The sequence below is a fragment of the Nocardia sp. NPDC102475 genome (assembly GCF_055584605.1).
The window spans coordinates 144,925-160,213 of sequence record NZ_JBVJLS010000010.1 but is presented as its reverse complement, the minus strand read 5'-3'; the positions used below and the strand labels follow the sequence as shown (position 1 = coordinate 160,213).

Here is a 15,289-nt window from a genome sequence, read left to right as displayed (position 1 = left end):
CTGCAGAGTTTGCCGCAAGGTGAGATACCCGCTCTATCGACCACAACGGAGCGAGTCTTACGAGCGACCGTTCGCGGCCCGTCTCGCGTCCGCGCGAAGGCGCGGCCATAGAACACAGTCGAGTCGTCGAAGCGCATGCGACGAAGTCGCGAGTCTCGACGGCGCCGCTAGCGACTGCTTGCAGGTCGCTCGAAAGGGTCGGACGCGAGACATCGGGGGGCCGCGAACACGCAGCGCCGAAGGCGCTGCCAAAGTTACAGCCATGAGTGATTCGAAGGTGTGGGAGTACGCCACCGTTCCGTTGCTGACGCATGCGACCAAGCAGATCCTGGACCAGTGGGGCGCCGACGGTTGGGAACTGGTGACCGTGCTGCCCGGCCCGACCGGTGAACAGCACGTCGCCTACCTCAAGCGCCCCAAGTAACCGAAGGAACTTGCTCTTATGACCCAGTGGGAGAAGAACCTCGCCAAGCTCGGCCTGACCCTGCCGCCGGTCGTGGCACCGGTCGCCGCCTACATTCCGGCTATCCGCACCGGATCGCTGGTCTACACCTCCGGTCAGCTGCCGTTCGTGGACGGCCAGCTGTCGGCGACCGGCAAGGTCGGCGCGGAGGTCTCGCTCGAACAGGCCAAGGAGGCGGCCAAGTTCTGCGCGCTGAACGCGATTGCCGCAGTGCACGATCTGGTCGGGCTCGACGCGGTGGTGCGCATCGTGAAGGTCGTCGGATTCGTCGCCTCCGCACCGGGATTCACCGATCAGCCGCAGGTCATCAATGGCGCCTCGGAATTGCTCGGTGCGGTCTTCGGTGATGCGGGCGTGCACGCGCGCTCCGCGGTCGGCGTCGCCGAACTGCCCCGCAACACCCCCGTCGAAGTCGAACTGATCGCCGAAGTGCGCTAGACAGGTTCGATGACGCTCACCCATCCCGCATACGGCCGGCTGCGGCAGGTCACGCCGACCGCGGCGGTCGTGCTCGCGGACAATCCCGGCCAGATGACGCTGGAGGGGACAAATACCTGGCTGCTGCGCGCGCCGGGACAGTCGGAATACGTCCTCGTCGATCCGGGACCGAAGGATAAGGCGCACAGCGAGACGCTCGCCCGCCTCACCGACGGCAATATCGCGCTCACCCTGATCACGCACCGGCATCACGATCACACCGGTGGTATCGACCGGCTGGTCGAGCTGACAGGTACGCCGGTGCGGGCCAGGACCGCCGAATTCCTGCGCGGTTCGGATGCGCCGCTGGTCGACGGCGAGGTGATCGAGGCCGCCGGACTGCGGATCACCGTCCTCGACACCCCCGGCCACACCAAGGATTCGGTGAGTTTCGTACTCGACGATGCGGTGTTGACCGGTGACACCATCCTCGGCTTCGGCACCACCGTGCTCGATTCCACCGACGGCACCCTCGCCGATTACCTGGCATCGCTGGACTTGCTGGTCGAGGCGGGTGCGGGCCGCGCGCTGCTACCCGCACATGGTCCGGATCATCCTGACCTGGAACCGATCGCGCGGTACTACATCGCGCATCGGCAGGAGCGGCTCGATCAGGTGCGGGCGGCATTGCGCGTGCTGGGACCGAACGCGGGTGCGATGTCGGTTGTGCGCAAGGTCTATGCCGATGTCGACAAGCGGCTCTGGCCGGCGGCACGCAGTTCGGTGCAAGCGCAGTTGGAATACCTGCGCGCCGAGCAGAACTAGAAACACCGAAGCACGCTGAGTTCATTTGGTAGCTGAACTCAGCGTGCTTTCGCGTTCAGATGCGTCAGCGCGCGCGGCGGGCCAGGCGCTCGGAGTCGGAGATCAGCACGCTCTTGCCCTCCAGCCGCAGCCAGCCGCGGTGCGCGAAGTCGGCCAGAGCCTTGTTCACGGTCTCGCGGGAGGCGCCGACCAGCTGCGCGATCTCTTCCTGGGTGAGGTCGTGGGTGACCCGCAGCGCACCGGCCTCCTGGGTGCCGAACCGCTGCGCGAGCTGCAGCAACGCCTTGGCGACCCGGCCGGGGACGTCGGTGAAGATCAGGTCGGCCAGGTTGTTGTTGGTGCGGCGCAAACGACGGGCGAGAACGCGCAGCAGTTGCTCGGCGATCTCGGGCCGCTGGTCGATCCAGGACTTGAGTGCGTCACGGTCCATGGTGACCGCACGGACCTCGGTCACGGTGGTAGCGGTCGAGGTGCGCGGACCCGGGTCGAAGATCGACAGCTCACCGAACATGTCCGACGGACCCATGATGGTCAGCAGGTTTTCCCTGCCGTCCGGGGAACGTCGTCCGATCTTCACCTTTCCGGAGGTGATGATGTACAACCGGTCGCCGGGCTCGCCCTCGTTGAAGATGACATGGCCGCGCGGAAAATCCACGGGCTGCAGTTGTTTGGCGAGAGCCGCCACCGCGGTGGGCTCTACGCCTTGGAAGATGCCTGCTCTGGCGAGGGCCTCGTCCACGAATGTGCTCCTTATGGGAAATGGCTCTGTCCTGGACCGAAGCGATTCGGCCAACAGCGCAGTCTACGCGGCATACAGCAGCGTAGTGACAGACACCACGTAACGAGTCGATTGCGCGGCGTGCCAGGTACCGGGTTGGTAGGGGATTCAGCTGGCGCGTGCGACGTCCAGCTCTTCGCCACGGGACCGACGCCTGCGCATCCGTGCCACCGCGGCGGGCAGTCCGAGCTTCGTCAGCTCCTTCACTTCGGCGTTGCTTGCCTTGTCCAGGTACTGCTGAACCTCTTCGTCGGGTTCGAGAAGTTTGCGGAGCCGATTCTCGACCCGCTCCATGCCCAGTGCAAACAACATCAGCACCACTGGGAAGAGCACCACAGCGAGTCCTTGCATGACGAGCAGTAAACACGGTCTAGGTCTCAGATGGAACACGGCAAGAGATCTAGGAGGGCACCGTTGTGGAGTGGTTCCGTATGGTGGACGCGTGCGTGTCTCCCCCTCCACTGCTGCCGTGAGCGGGCCTGCGCCTGCCGTCGAGGCGACCGATGCGCAACCCGCCGCGGTCCCCGCGCCGAAGCGCAAATCCCGAGCGCGACAAGCGGAAACCCAGCTCGGCCTGACCCGAAGGGCCCGCCGGATGAACCGCACTCTCGCGGTGGCTTTTCCGGACGCGCACTGTGAGCTGGATTTCACCACACCGCTCGAATTGGCGGTTGCGACAATACTTTCCGCGCAGTGCACCGATGAGCGGGTGAATCTGACCACACCCGCGCTCTTCGCGAAGTATCAGGACGCCCGCGCCTACGCCGAGGCAAACCGCGCCGAGCTGGAGGAATACATCCGGCCGACCGGCTTCTTCCGCAACAAGACCAGTTCGTTGATCGGGCTCGGGCAGGCGCTGGTCGAACGCTTCGATGGTGAATTGCCTCACACCCTCGACGAACTCGTGCAGTTGCCGGGCATCGGCCGCAAGACTGCCAACGTCATCCTCGGCAACGCCTTCGGGGTGCCCGGCATTACGGTCGACACCCATTTCGGCCGGCTGGTGCGCCGCTGGGCGTGGACCACCGAGGACGATCCGGTGAAGGTCGAACACGCCATCGGCGCGATCATCGAACGCAAGGAATGGACAATGCTGTCCCATCGCGTGATTTTCCACGGGCGCCGGGTCTGTCATTCCCGCAAGCCCGCATGCGGTGTCTGCATTCTGGCCAAGGACTGCCCGTCGTTCGGGGTCGGGCCGACCGATCCGGAAACCGCGGCCAAGCTGGTGAAGGGTCCGGAGGCGGAGCATCTGCTCGAGCTGGTGGGCCGGTGAGACGAACTCCTGTCGCGGCGCGTTTGGCGCTGGCAGGGTTGATCACCGTGGTGGCCTTGGCGGTCGCGCTGTGGCCCCGCGATAACGACGACACCGCGATGAGCGGCGACCACTCGGCGAATTCCCTTGCGAGCGCATCGGTCGAGGCGCGCACCGCCGCCGGGCTCGCGAATTGCCCGACGCCCGCGGCGGATGCGGTGGGACGCGGGCCGCTTGCCGGACTCGCGCTGACCTGTCTGTCCGATGGCAAACCGGTCGACCTGGCGGCCGCACTCGCGGGCAAACCGGCACTGCTGAACCTGTGGGCGTACTGGTGTGGACCGTGCGCCAAAGAGTTGCCAGATGTGCAGGAGTACGCGCGACGGGCCGGAAACGCGATTACCGTGCTGACCGTGCACAGCGATCCGGATGAGGCGAGGGCGCTCGCGCTGCTGACCGACCTGAGGGTGACGTTGCCCGGCGTCCTCGACCCGCGCACCAAGGTGCGAACCGCGGTCGGTGCGCCCGCGGTGCTACCGGTATCGGTGCTGTTGCGCGCCGATGGTTCGGTCGCCGAGGTGGTGGTGCGGGCCTTCAACGGCGTCGACGATATCGCCGATACGGTCGCGAATGATCTGGGAGTTGCGGCATGACCGAGATCCCCATGCCGGACAGCATCCCGAAATGGCTGCGCCGAGCGGCGGACCCGAATACCGATTCCACCGACACGCTGTCCTTGGCGCGGGCGGTCCGGCGGGCCATGACGATCAGCACCACACCGCGGCAGGCGGCAGTGCTCGTGCTGTTCAGTGGTTCGCCCGAAGCCGATCCCGAGGCGCCGGGCGGGCTGCCCGCCGATGCGGATGTGCTGCTCACCCAGCGCGCGTCCACCATGCGCCAGCACCGCGGTCAGGTCGCCTTTCCCGGCGGGGCGGTCGATCCCGGCGACTCCGGTCCGATCGATACCGCCCTGCGCGAGGCCTGTGAGGAGACCGGGCTGGCGCGTGCGGGCGTCGAACCCTTTGCGGTACTGCCGAAACTTTTCGTGCCCCCGTCCCGATTCGACGTGACCCCGGTGGTGGCCTACTGGCACACCCCGAGGGCGGTCCACGTGGTCAACCACACCGAGACCGAACGCGTCGTGCGGGTGCCGCTCGCCGACCTGCTGGACCCGGCGAATCGCTTCATGGTGCGCGGCAGCCTCGGCTATCAGAGTCCGGCATTCCAGGTGGACGGAATGCTGGTGTGGGGACTGACCGGCGGCATTCTGGCGGGCATCTGCAAGACCGCCGGGTGGGAACGGGACTGGGACCACAGCGATGTTCGCGATCTAGAGTCCGCGCTGGCGGCCGTAGGGATGACGTTATGAGTTCATCGGCTTGGCTCGATATCGCGGTGGTGCTGCTCGCGCTGCTTGCCGCCTCCTCCGGTTGGCGGCAGGGCGCGGTGGCCTCCGCGCTGGCCTTTCTGGGCGTCGTACTCGGCGCGGTCGCGGGCATTCTCATCGCGCCGCACATCCTGATCCATGTCAACGAGGGCAGACCGCGGGTGCTCACCGGCGTGCTGTTGATCGTGCTGCTGGTCATCGTCGGTGAGGTCGCGGGCATGGTGCTCGGCCGGGCCGCTCGCGGCGGTATGCGGCATCCGTTCACCCGCAGTGTGGACAGCGTCGTCGGCGCTGTGCTGCAGGCGGTCGCGGTGCTGGTCACCGCATGGCTGCTGGCGTTGCCGCTGGCCACCTCGTCCCAGCCGGCCATCGCCGCCGCCATCAACGGTTCGAAGGTGCTCGCCGACGTCAACGATGTCTCTCCGAGTTGGCTGCGGCGGCTGCCGAACGAATTCTCCAAGCTGCTCAACACCTCCGGGCTGCCGGATGTCATCGGACCGTTCGGTCGCGCGCCGATCGCGGCGGTCGAACCGCCGGACCCCGGCGTGCTCGCCAGCCCGGTCGCGGCCTCGCTGCAGCAGAGTGTGCTGCGCATCCGCGGCGTGGCGCCGAGCTGCCAGCGGGCGCTGGAGGGTTCGGGCTTCGTGATCGCGCCCGAACGCGTGATGACCAATGCACACGTGGTCGCGGGTACGACGAGCGTCAGCGTGGATACCGCGCGCGGCCCGCTCGAGGCGACGGTGGTGCTGTTCGATCCGTCCAAGGATGTCGCGGTGCTCGCGGTGCCCGGCCTCACCGCCCCGATCGTCCCGCAGGCGCCCTCGGCCGCGCACTCCGGCGACAGTGCCATCGTGCTCGGCTACCCGGGCGGTGGACCGTACACGGCCAGCGCGGCTCGGGTGCGCGAGACGCTGGATCTGACCGGGCCGACCATCTATCGCAACGGCACGGTCGAGCGTGAGGTCTACACCGTCCGGGGTTTGGTGCGGGCCGGTAATTCCGGTGGGCCGCTGGTGGATACCGAGGGGCAGGTACTCGGTGTGGTCTTCGGTGCCGCTGTCACCGACGATGACACCGGTTATGTGCTGACGCTGAACGAGGTGCGTGCGCAATTGGTGGCCGCGCCCGGGTCGAATACGCCGATTCAGACCGGAGCCTGCGTACTGAGCTGAGACCGGGTGGGGCGACCGACTATGCGAGCCGGTCGCCCCGATCTGGCCCGGCTCGGCCACAGTGCCGAGGTTCGCGACATGTCCGGGCCACGCTGCTCGACGAATTGTCCAGGCTGGAACCGGGCTACCCGAGCAGCTTGGCCAACTCCATCGTGACGGCTTCCGGGTTCTCTTGGTGCGCAAAGTGACCCGCGCCGGGAATCACGACCTGTCGCCGCTGCGGTGACAACCGGCGGCCGCGCTGGAAGGTCGCGGGCAGGATGTAGCCGTCGAGTTCACCGCGCATGGCCAGCACCGGAATGCGGATCGGCACTCGCATGGTGGCCATGAACCGCCGGCCATCCGGACGCCACTGACTGCGGAAGGCCCAGCGCTGGTATTCCAGCGCACAGTGCGCCGCGCCCGGGATCTGGATGGCCGAGCGCATCCGATCGGCCGTCTCGATGAATTCGGCGGTGCCCGACCAGGTTCGGCTCACCCGCTGGCGCAGCAGCCGCTCGACCTCGAAGCCGTTGCCGGTGGTCAGCAGATGTTCGCCGTAGCGCGGCAGCTGATAGCGCAGGAAATTCGGCAGCCAGCTGCGCCGCTGACGCCGGTCCCGCAGTACCGCGCTCTTGAGCGCGGCCGGATGCGGGGAACTCACCAGTGCGATCGAGCGCACCAGTCGTGGATGCAACACCGCGGTGGTCCAGCACACCAGGCCGCCGTCGGCATGTCCGACCAGCGTGGCCTCGGAATAGCCCATGGCGCGGATGAGGCCGGCGATATCACCGGCCAGCGTCCAACCGTCATAGCCGCGCGGCGGTTTATCACTGTCGCCGTAGCCGCGCAGATCCACCGCGACCGCGCGATAGCCGAGTTCCGCGAGTCCGGTCAGCTGATGCCGCCAGGACCACCAGAGGTCGGCGAATCCGTGCAGCAGGACGACCAGCGGTGCGTCCGGGCGGTCCGGCTCGGCCTCGACGACATGGAACCGAATCCCGTTTGCGTGCACGTCCCGATGCGTCCACGGACCGTCGTAACGGACGCTGGACGGATCGGGAAACGAGTTCGACGGCACGCCGACCGAGCCTAGTAGGGGTCCGGCTAACCGCCTAGTCGACGCTGCCGTACCGCTCCGGCCGCTACCCGCGCGACTTCGACTGCGTCGGCTCCGCGAGCGCGAGGGGCTCCTCGTGCGAGCCGAATCCGCTCGGCAGTACCGTGCGCGCCTGCTTGAGCGAATCGATCGTCTTCTCCGGCGCCCGCAGCTTCTTGACCCGCTGATAGCCGAGCAGGGCGAGCACCGCCGTCGCGACGATCATCAGCAGGAACACGATCAGGAACGCCGCCCAGCGCGCCAGCCAGACATCGAGCAGCTCGCCGAGGAAGAAGAAAAAGAAGAAGGTGCTGAACAGCAGCACGGTCAACGCGAGGATGAAGTAGACGCTGCCCTGCAGCCCCTTCTTGATCTCCCCGGTCACCTCGGCCTTGGCCAGCTCCACCTCGGCCCGCACCAGCGTCGACATCTGCTCGGTGGCATCGCGGACCAGGGTGCCGAAGCTCGCCGACCCGGCCGGGTTGGCGTCCGAGAGGGGAATCGAGGTGACAGTGCGGTCGCGACGCGACTCATCCCCGTTACCGCCGTTTGCGAAACTCACTTGGTCGACCCTTCTCCCTGTCCCGGCACTGCTTCCGCCTCAGTCTCTCGTTCTATCGCACGCGCGTCCCGCCGCGCCTGGTGGACACGCCCACGCCGCAACAGTAGCGCCGAACCCGCGAGCGACGCCGTCATTGACGTCACCAACACCGCGGCCTTCGCCAATTCGACGGCCGAGCCGTCACCGACGTCGGTCAGCGCGAGTTCTGCCACCAGAAGGCTAACGGTGAAGCCGATCGCGCCGAGCACCGAGAGGGCGAACATGTCCCGGTAGCCGAGGCTGACCGGACGCTTCGCAATGCCCAATCGGATTGCCACCCAGCTGATTCCGAAGATACCGACAGTCTTGCCGAGCAGTAGTCCGAGAATTATGGCCAGCGGCAGCCTGTCACTGAACAGGTGCTGGAAAACCTTGCCGTCCAACGGAACTCCGGAGGCGAACAAGGCGAACAGCGGCACGCAGAGTCCGGCCGAGATCGGCTGGATCACATGCTCGAGCCGCGTTGCCGGGGCTTCGGTCTCGCCCGGATCCTTGCGCACCCTGGTGAGCAGACCGAGCGCGACACCGGCCAGCGTCGGATGGATGCCCGCCTGGTGCAGCGCGTACCAGGAGACCAGCGCCAGTGGCACATACAGCAGCGGTGTGGATATCCGCCTGTGCTGGGCCAGCGCCCACACCGCGAAGCAGGCCGCCGCGCCCAGCAGCCACAGCGCCGACAGCGTCGTGGTGAACAGCACCGCGATCAGGATGATGGCGAGCAGATCGTCGACCACCGCGAGGCTGAGCAGGAAGACCCGCGCGCTGGCCGGGATCCGGGATCCGGTCATGGCCAGCACAGCCAGCGCGAACGCGATATCGGTCGCCACCGGAATCGCCCAGCCACGGTCCATCCCGTCGACGCCGAATCCGACCGCGAATGCGATCAGCGCCGGGGTGATCACGCCGCCGACCGCCGCGATGATCGGAAGTAGGGCCCGTTTTGGATCGGCGAGTTCGCCGACCACCAGCTCGCGTTTGAGCTCCAATCCGGCGACGAAGAAGAATATGGCCAGCAGACCGTCCTTGGTCCAGTCCGCGACGGTGAGATCCAGATGCAGCGCCTTGATCGGCAGGACGTACTCGGTGACGGTGAAGTAGCTCTGGCCCCACGGCGAGTTCACCCATAGCAACGCGGCAGCAGCCGCGATCAGAAGTATCGCGCCACCAACGGTTTCGGTGCGTAGATACCGGGTCAGCTCCGAGCGCACTTGGGTGATCACGGGAAACCTTCCGCCAGGGTGGACTCCGACCGCGGACGCGCAATCCCACCGATCCGGCTTTCAGGTACGCGACCGCATGCCGACCAGGCTTCCCGGCACACCTTACGCAATTCTAACGGGTACGGGCGGTGACGAATTCCGTCACCGGCCCTACGATGTGCCGGCTCAGGCGCGGCTGGCCCGGATCGCCTCGAAAACGTTCGGATCGACCAGCGTCGAGGTGTCGCCCAATTCGCGGCCCTCCGCGACATCGCGCAGCAGTCGCCGCATGATCTTGCCGCTGCGGGTCTTGGGCAGCTCGGGCACCACGTGGATCTCGCGCGGCCGGGCTATCGGGCTGATCTCCCGCGACACCTCCGCCTTCAGTTCGCCGATCAGCGCATCGCCGGTGTCCTTGGCCTCGGCCGTCAGGATCACGAAGGCGACGATGCCCTGTCCGGTGGTCGCGTCGCTGGCGCCCACCACCGCGGCCTCGGCGACGCCGGAGTGGCCGACCAGCGCGGATTCGACCTCGGCGGTGGAGATTCGGTGACCCGACACATTCATCACATCATCGACCCGGCCGAGCACCCACAGATCGCCGTCGGCATCGAGCTTGGCGCCGTCACCGGCGAAGTACCAGCCCTGTTCCGCGTAGCGCTCCCAATAGGTGGACCGGTAGCGGTCCATATCGCCCCAGATGCCGCGCAGCATCGACGGCCACGGCTGATCGAGCACCAGATAGCCGTTGGCCTCGGTCTCACCGAGCTCGACCGCCTTGCCCTCTTCGTCGACGACCATCGCCGAAATTCCGGGCAGCGGGGTCATCGCGGCACCGGGCTTGGCGGCGGTCACGCCCGGCAGCGGGGAGATCATGATCGACCCCGTCTCGGTCTGCCACCAGGTGTCCACGATGGGCGCGGTGTTCGCGCCGATCACCTCGCGGTACCAGCGCCAGGCCTCGGGATTGATCGGTTCGCCGACGCTGCCGAGCACCCGGATGCTGGACAGATCATGCGCGGCCGGAATCTCCCTACCCCACTTCATGAATGTGCGAACCAGCGTCGGCGCCGTGTAATAGATTGTGACGCCGTACTTTTCGACGATGTTCCAGTGCCGGTGCTCATCCGGGAAGTTCGGCGTGCCCTCGTAGACGACCTGGGTGGTCCGGTTCGACAGCGGTCCGTAGACGATGTAGGTGTGCCCGGTGACCCAGCCGATATCGGCGGTGCACCAGTAGATGTCCTGTCCGGCCTTGTGATCGAAGACATTGTGGTGGGTGTACGACGCCTGGGTGAGATATCCGCCGCTGGTGTGCAGGATGCCCTTGGGCTTACCGGTGGTGCCGGAGGTGTAGAGGATGAAAAGCGGGTGCTCGGCATCGAAGGCCTGCGCCTGATGTTCTGGGGAGGCCTGCGCGACGGTCTCGTGCCACCACAGGTCGCGACCCTCGGTCCACGGCACCTCGATATCGGTGCGACGCACCACGAGTATGTGCTCGACAGTGTGCGGCACATCGCCATTGGCGTAGAGCGCCTCGTCGACGGCCTCCTTGAGCGGTGCGGCCTTACCGCGCCGCCACTGACCGTCGGTGGTGATGATCAACCGGGCGCTCGCGTCGTCGACGCGCTGGCGCAGCGCGGTGGGGGAGAAGCCCGCGAATACCACCGAATGCGTCAATCCGAGTCGGGCGCAGGCCAGCATCGACACGATCGCCTCGGGAACCATCGGCATATAGATGGCGACTCGATCGCCCGCCTCGAGCCCGAGTTCGGTCAGATAGTTTGCGGCGCGGGAAACTTCGGCGAGGAGTTCGGCGTAGGTGATGTCGCGGGAGTCGCCCGGTTCGCCTTCCCAGTGGATGGCGACCTGATCGCCGTGCCCGTCGAGCACATGTCGGTCCACGCAGTTGTAGGCGACATTGAGCTTGCCGTCGACGAACCACTTCGCGACGGGCGCGTCACTCCAGTCGAGCACCTGTGTCCACGGCTGCTCCCAGTGCAGCCGGTCGGCCTGCTCGGCCCAGAACGCGTCGCGATCCGCCGTGGCCCGCTGGTACAACGACGCGTCGGCATTCGCCGCCGCGGCGAATTCCGCGGTCGGCGGGTACGAGTCCCGGTGGTCGGTGGTTTCGGTCATCTCGTCTCTTCCTCACGTAGCCCCGTGGTGCTGGCAGTCGCAGTCGATTTCGACAGTAACCAACTGTGATCCAGCCCGCGCCTGCTGTGTCCAATGGGTTTCCATCGCGTCACCGCGGCGGGTATCCTGCGCGATCCGCTGACAAACCGAGCCTTCGGTAGCTATCGTCATAGACCAACCAGCTCCGGATACCGGAAGCCCCAACGGAGGCATACTTCCGGCGGATGGCTGTCTTCTCCTTAATGTTTAGCGTGTTTCGGCGATGTTGCCGGATTGGTAACAAGTGGAACGAACCTCTGTCAATCCGGTGACAAGGCTGCTTCGAATAGCTAACGTCCCAGGCATTCCAAGGCGGATCGAGTCGAGGCGCGCTGGGCAGATACTCATGCGTCGTCGCGGATCCCCTTCGCCTGTCTCGAAATCGGGAGAACGCGTTGAGATTCAACAGAGCTACAGCGTTGACCGCGGCAGTCCTGCTGGCCACAAGCCTGGGACTGTCCGCATGTTCGTCGAGCGATAGTGCCGACGCCGACATCGTCACCACGAACGGTGGTGAGCCGCAGAATCCGTTGGTGCCGACCAATACCAACGAGAATATGGGCGGCCGCGTCGTCGACCGGCTGTTCGCGGGTCTGAAGTACTACGACGGCAAGGGTGTTGCGCACGACGAGATGGCCGAGTCCATCAAGACGAACGACCGCAAGACCTACACGATCACCATCAAGCCGGACTGGAAGTTCACCGACGGCAGCACGGTGACCGCGAAGTCGTTCGTCGACGCCTGGAACTACGGCGCCCTCGGCACCAACGGCCAGCTGCAGAGTTACGCGTTCACCCCGATCGTCGGATTCGACGAGGTGTCGGCGGAAAAGCCCACGGCACAAACGATGTCGGGGCTGAAGGTGGTCGACGACCGAACCTTCACCGTCGAGCTGAAGTCGCCGTCCATCGACTTCGAGACCGAACTCGGCTACGCACCGTTCTATCCGCTGCCCGACGCCGCGTTCAAGGATATGAAGGCCTTCGGGGAGAACCCGATCGGCAACGGCCCGTACAAGTTCCAGACCTGGGAGCACAACGTCAAGATCGACTTGGTGCCCAACCCGGACTACAAGGGCGGCCGTGCGCCCAAGAACAAGGGTCTGCGCTTCGTCATGTACCAGTCGTTCGATACCGCCTACTCGGATCTGCAGGCAGGCAATCTCGATACCCTCGACACCATTCCGGACAGCGCGCTGACTTCGTACAAGAAGGACCTCGGCGATCGCGCGATCCTGGATCCGTCCGCGCAGAACCAGCACATCGGCGTCCAGGCCAATGTCCCGCATTTCGGCGGTGAGGAAGGGCTGCTGCGGCGCCGGGCGATCTCGATGGCGATCAACCGGCAGCAGATCTGCGACACCATCTTCAACGGCACCAAGATTCCGGCGCGCGACTTCACCTCGAGCACCCTGCCCGGATTCAACGGCAACCTGCCCGGCTCGGAGGTGTTGAAGTACAACCCCGAAGAGGCCAAGAAGATTTGGGCGCAGGCCGATGCCATTTCGCCGTGGTCGGGGCGTTACGAAATCGCCTACAACTCCGACGGCGGCCACCAGGCGTGGATCGAGGCCGTGGCCAACAGCATCAAGAACACCCTCGGTATCGATGCCGTCGGCGCGCCGTATCCGACGTTCAAGAACATCCGAGATCTGGTGAACCAGAAGACGATCGGCAAGTCGTTCCGCTACGGCTGGCAGGGCGACTACCCGACCATGCTGCAGTTCCTCACCTCGCAGTACTACAGCTACTCCGAGACCAATAACGTCGACTACAAGAGCCCCGAATTCGACCACCTGCTCGACGCTGCTCTGGCGGCGCCGACCCTGGATGAGTCGTACAAAATCGTGGCGCAGGCGCAGGCGTTGCTGATCAAGGATATGGCCGATATCCCCGTGCTCGATTATCTTGCCGCGGCGGGACGTTCGGACAAGGTGAAGAAGGCCGACCTGGCCTGGAATGGTCTGTTCGACTTCGAAAACATCGAGAAGTAGCCGCTCGGCGCGGTCGTGCCGCACATTCTGACGGCACGACCGCGCCGCTCACCCAGGAGATGAAATGGCCTGGTATGTCGTGCGGCGTCTGCTCCAAATGATCCCCGTCTTCCTCGGGGCGACGCTGCTCATCTATGCACTGGTCTTCTTAGTTCCGGGCGATCCGATCCACGCGCTGGCCGGCGACAAGCCGATGACGCCTGCCGTGGAGGCCCAACTGCGTGCGCGTTATCACCTGGATCGTCCGTTCATCGTGCAGTACCTGCTGTATCTGAAGGGCATTTTCACCCTCGACTTCGGGACGGCCTTCTCCGGTCGACCGGTACGCGACGAACTCGCCCGCGCCTTCCCGATCACCATCAAATTGGCGTTCATGGCTGTGCTCATCGAGGGCGTCTTCGGTGTCGTCTTCGGTCTGATCGCGGGACTGCGCAAAGGCAAACTGTTCGATTCCACGCTGCTGGTGGTCAGTCTGATCATCATCGCGGTGCCGATCTTCGTGATCGGCTTCCTGGCCCAGTTCGTACTGGGTGTGAAGTGGGGTATCGCGCCGGTGACCGTCACGGGTAAGGCGAGCGTCGGTGAATTGCTCGTGCCCGCATTCGTTCTCGGGTCGCTGTCATTCGCCTATGTGCTGCGGCTGACCCGAAATTCGGTGGCGGAGAACATGTCCGCCGATTACGTGCGCACTGCGACCGCGAAGGGGCTCAGTCGCCCACGTGTGGTCACCGTGCACATTCTGCGTAATTCGATGATTCCGGTGATCACCTTCCTCGGCGCCGATCTCGGTGCGTTGATCGGCGGCGCGGTCGTCACCGAGGGCATCTTCAACATCCCGGGCGTGGGTGGGACGCTGTACCAGGCGATTACCCGCGGTGAGCCGCCTACGGTGGTCTCGTTCGTGACCGTGCTCATCGTGATCTTCCTGATCTCGAATCTGATCATCGATCTGCTCTATGCCGCGCTCGACCCGAGGATCCGATATGCCTGAGCTCGAGAAGAAAGCTCCGGATCGGCAGCAGCATTTCGTCGCGCCGCCCGATGAAGTCGAGGTGCTCGCCACCGATCAGGTCGTCGATACCGGTTCGCCGACCAGCATCTGGCAGGACGCGTGGCGGCAGTTGCGCCGCAATCCGATCTTCATCGTGGCCGCGGTGCTGATCGTTTTCATCGCCATCGTGGTGCTGTGGCCCGGCCTGTTCTCCGATCAGGATCCGCGCTACTGCAACGGCGATTTCAGCATGGATCCGCGCGGGCCCGGACATCCGTTCGGTTTCGATAAACAGGGCTGCGATGTCTACACCCGAACCGTTTACGGCGCACGAGCTTCCGTAATGGCGGGCTTGGGTGCCACCACGGTTTTCCTGCTCGTCGGCGGCACACTCGGGGCCCTCGCGGGCTTCTACGGCGGGCTGCTCGATTCGGTGGTATCGCGCATCGCGGAGATCTTCTATGCGATTCCGTTGATGCTGGCCGCGATCGTCATCATGCAGTTGCTCGATTCGCGCACGATCTGGACCGTCATCCTGATCCTGGCCGCATTCACCTGGCCACAGGCCGCACGCATCGCGCGCAGTGCGGTGATCGAGGCGAAGAACAGCGAATATGTCACGGCGGCGAAGGCATTGGGCGTATCCCGAATACGCACGCTGCTGCGCCATGTGCTGCCGAATGCGGCCGGACCGCTCATCGTGGTCACCACGATCTGGCTCGGTGCGTTCATCGTCACCGAAGCGACGCTGTCCTACCTAGGTGTCGGCCTGCCGCGCACGATCGTGTCCTGGGGCTCGGATATCAATACCAACCAGCACGAACTGCGCGGCGGGTCGCCGATTCTGTTCTATCCCGCAACGGCTTTGGCGCTCACCGTGCTGAGCTTCATCCTGCTCGGCGACGCGCTGCGGGACGCACTCGATCCGAAGGCGAGGAAGAGGTGACCGCG

16 protein-coding genes are annotated in these 15,289 nt (G+C 65.4%); 10 read left to right on the top strand and 6 right to left on the bottom strand.

Annotation, left to right across the window (positions count from 1 at the left end; genetic code table 11):
• The first annotated feature begins 262 nt into the window (after positions 1–262).
• The 3 genes from ACZ60G_RS19875 to ACZ60G_RS19865 are packed head-to-tail and all read left to right on the top strand — an operon-like array spanning position 263 to position 1,705.
• Positions 263–424, top strand: a complete 162-nt coding sequence (locus ACZ60G_RS19875; protein WP_085998464.1) for a DUF4177 domain-containing protein — start codon at positions 263–265, stop codon at positions 422–424.
• Positions 425–442: 18 nt separating this feature from the next.
• Positions 443–901, top strand: coding sequence for a RidA family protein (locus ACZ60G_RS19870; protein ID WP_465811503.1), 459 nt, complete (start codon positions 443–445; stop codon positions 899–901).
• 9 nt (positions 902–910) lie between these two features.
• Entirely contained in the window at positions 911–1,705 is a 795-nt protein-coding gene (locus ACZ60G_RS19865) for an MBL fold metallo-hydrolase (RefSeq protein ID WP_465811502.1), read from the top strand.
• 64 nt (positions 1,706–1,769) lie between these two features.
• Here ACZ60G_RS19865 and ACZ60G_RS19860 read toward each other — a convergent pair whose 3' ends face one another.
• Both ACZ60G_RS19860 and ACZ60G_RS19855 read right to left on the bottom strand, forming a co-directional pair.
• Entirely contained in the window at positions 1,770–2,444 is a 675-nt protein-coding gene (locus ACZ60G_RS19860) for a Crp/Fnr family transcriptional regulator (RefSeq protein ID WP_011206875.1), read from the bottom strand.
• A gap of 147 nt (positions 2,445–2,591) precedes the next feature.
• Positions 2,592–2,834: a hypothetical protein gene (locus ACZ60G_RS19855; RefSeq protein WP_040686056.1), complete on the bottom strand. Its 243-nt coding sequence runs from the start codon at positions 2,832–2,834 to the stop codon at positions 2,592–2,594.
• A 244-nt stretch (positions 2,835–3,078) separates the two neighbouring features.
• On the opposite strand from ACZ60G_RS19855, the gene nth reads away from it, so the two are divergent.
• Genes nth through ACZ60G_RS19835 form a run of 4 tightly spaced genes read left to right on the top strand, consistent with a single transcriptional unit; the run spans position 3,079 to position 6,297 of the window.
• Positions 3,079–3,759, top strand: a complete 681-nt coding sequence (nth, locus tag ACZ60G_RS19850; protein WP_465811616.1) for an endonuclease III — start codon at positions 3,079–3,081, stop codon at positions 3,757–3,759.
• The gene (locus tag ACZ60G_RS19845) at positions 3,756–4,391 is read left to right on the top strand and encodes a TlpA family protein disulfide reductase (protein ID WP_465811501.1); all 636 of its coding nucleotides are present in this window, start codon (positions 3,756–3,758) and stop codon (positions 4,389–4,391) included. The genes nth and ACZ60G_RS19845 overlap by 4 nt, the downstream gene beginning before the upstream one ends.
• Positions 4,388–5,107 (top strand): NUDIX hydrolase, encoded by a 720-nt coding sequence (locus tag ACZ60G_RS19840; RefSeq protein ID WP_465811500.1) that lies wholly within the window; start codon positions 4,388–4,390, stop codon positions 5,105–5,107. The genes ACZ60G_RS19845 and ACZ60G_RS19840 overlap by 4 nt, the downstream gene beginning before the upstream one ends.
• Positions 5,104–6,297, top strand: a complete 1,194-nt coding sequence (locus tag ACZ60G_RS19835) for a MarP family serine protease (protein ID WP_465811499.1) — start codon at positions 5,104–5,106, stop codon at positions 6,295–6,297. Before ACZ60G_RS19840 ends, ACZ60G_RS19835 begins: the two co-directional genes overlap by 4 nt.
• 124 nt (positions 6,298–6,421) lie before the next feature.
• Here the strand turns inward: ACZ60G_RS19835 and ACZ60G_RS19830 are convergent, their stop codons facing one another.
• The 4 genes from ACZ60G_RS19830 to acs all read right to left on the bottom strand — a co-directional run bounded on the left by ACZ60G_RS19830 (position 6,422) and on the right by acs (position 11,314).
• On the bottom strand, positions 6,422–7,357 hold the full coding sequence (locus ACZ60G_RS19830; protein ID WP_465811498.1) for an alpha/beta fold hydrolase: 936 nt from the start codon (positions 7,355–7,357) through the stop codon (positions 6,422–6,424).
• 64 nt (positions 7,358–7,421) lie between these two features.
• Positions 7,422–7,937, bottom strand: a complete 516-nt coding sequence (locus ACZ60G_RS19825; RefSeq protein WP_465811497.1) for a phage holin family protein — start codon at positions 7,935–7,937, stop codon at positions 7,422–7,424.
• Positions 7,934–9,193 (bottom strand): Na+/H+ antiporter NhaA, encoded by a 1,260-nt coding sequence (gene nhaA / locus ACZ60G_RS19820; protein WP_465811615.1) that lies wholly within the window; start codon positions 9,191–9,193, stop codon positions 7,934–7,936. Before nhaA ends, ACZ60G_RS19825 begins: the two co-directional genes overlap by 4 nt.
• A gap of 168 nt (positions 9,194–9,361) precedes the next feature.
• Positions 9,362–11,314 carry an acetate--CoA ligase gene (gene acs, locus ACZ60G_RS19815; RefSeq protein ID WP_465811496.1) on the bottom strand — a complete coding sequence of 651 codons (1,953 nt, stop codon included), beginning with the start codon at positions 11,312–11,314 and terminating at the stop codon, positions 9,362–9,364.
• A 434-nt stretch (positions 11,315–11,748) separates the two neighbouring features.
• On the opposite strand from acs, the gene ACZ60G_RS19810 reads away from it, so the two are divergent.
• The 3 genes from ACZ60G_RS19810 to ACZ60G_RS19800 all read left to right on the top strand — a co-directional run bounded on the left by ACZ60G_RS19810 (position 11,749) and on the right by ACZ60G_RS19800 (position 15,284).
• Positions 11,749–13,347, top strand: a complete 1,599-nt coding sequence (locus ACZ60G_RS19810) for a peptide ABC transporter substrate-binding protein (RefSeq protein WP_465811495.1) — start codon at positions 11,749–11,751, stop codon at positions 13,345–13,347.
• A gap of 64 nt (positions 13,348–13,411) precedes the next feature.
• On the top strand, positions 13,412–14,338 hold the full coding sequence (locus ACZ60G_RS19805; RefSeq protein WP_040686063.1) for an ABC transporter permease: 927 nt from the start codon (positions 13,412–13,414) through the stop codon (positions 14,336–14,338).
• Positions 14,331–15,284 carry an ABC transporter permease gene (locus ACZ60G_RS19800; protein WP_040686064.1) on the top strand — a complete coding sequence of 318 codons (954 nt, stop codon included), beginning with the start codon at positions 14,331–14,333 and terminating at the stop codon, positions 15,282–15,284. Before ACZ60G_RS19805 ends, ACZ60G_RS19800 begins: the two co-directional genes overlap by 8 nt.
• Positions 15,285–15,289 lie beyond the last annotated feature (5 nt).

Excerpts from the sequence above, each read along its gene's own strand:
- ACZ60G_RS19835 (WP_465811499.1), top strand. The coding sequence starts at position 5,104 with ATGAGTTCATCGGCTTGGCTCGATATCGCGGTGGTGCTGCTCGCGCTG.
- ACZ60G_RS19865 (WP_465811502.1), top strand. The coding sequence starts at position 911 with ATGACGCTCACCCATCCCGCATACGGCCGGCTGCGGCAGGTCACGCCG.
- ACZ60G_RS19800 (WP_040686064.1), top strand. The coding sequence starts at position 14,331 with ATGCCTGAGCTCGAGAAGAAAGCTCCGGATCGGCAGCAGCATTTCGTC.
- acs (WP_465811496.1), bottom strand. The coding sequence starts at position 11,314 with ATGACCGAAACCACCGACCACCGGGACTCGTACCCGCCGACCGCGGAA.
- ACZ60G_RS19840 (WP_465811500.1), top strand. The coding sequence starts at position 4,388 with ATGACCGAGATCCCCATGCCGGACAGCATCCCGAAATGGCTGCGCCGA.
- ACZ60G_RS19875 (WP_085998464.1), top strand. The coding sequence starts at position 263 with ATGAGTGATTCGAAGGTGTGGGAGTACGCCACCGTTCCGTTGCTGACG.
- ACZ60G_RS19870 (WP_465811503.1), top strand. The coding sequence starts at position 443 with ATGACCCAGTGGGAGAAGAACCTCGCCAAGCTCGGCCTGACCCTGCCG.
- ACZ60G_RS19855 (WP_040686056.1), bottom strand. The coding sequence starts at position 2,834 with ATGCAAGGACTCGCTGTGGTGCTCTTCCCAGTGGTGCTGATGTTGTTT.
- nth (WP_465811616.1), top strand. The coding sequence starts at position 3,079 with ATGAACCGCACTCTCGCGGTGGCTTTTCCGGACGCGCACTGTGAGCTG.
- ACZ60G_RS19805 (WP_040686063.1), top strand. The coding sequence starts at position 13,412 with ATGGCCTGGTATGTCGTGCGGCGTCTGCTCCAAATGATCCCCGTCTTC.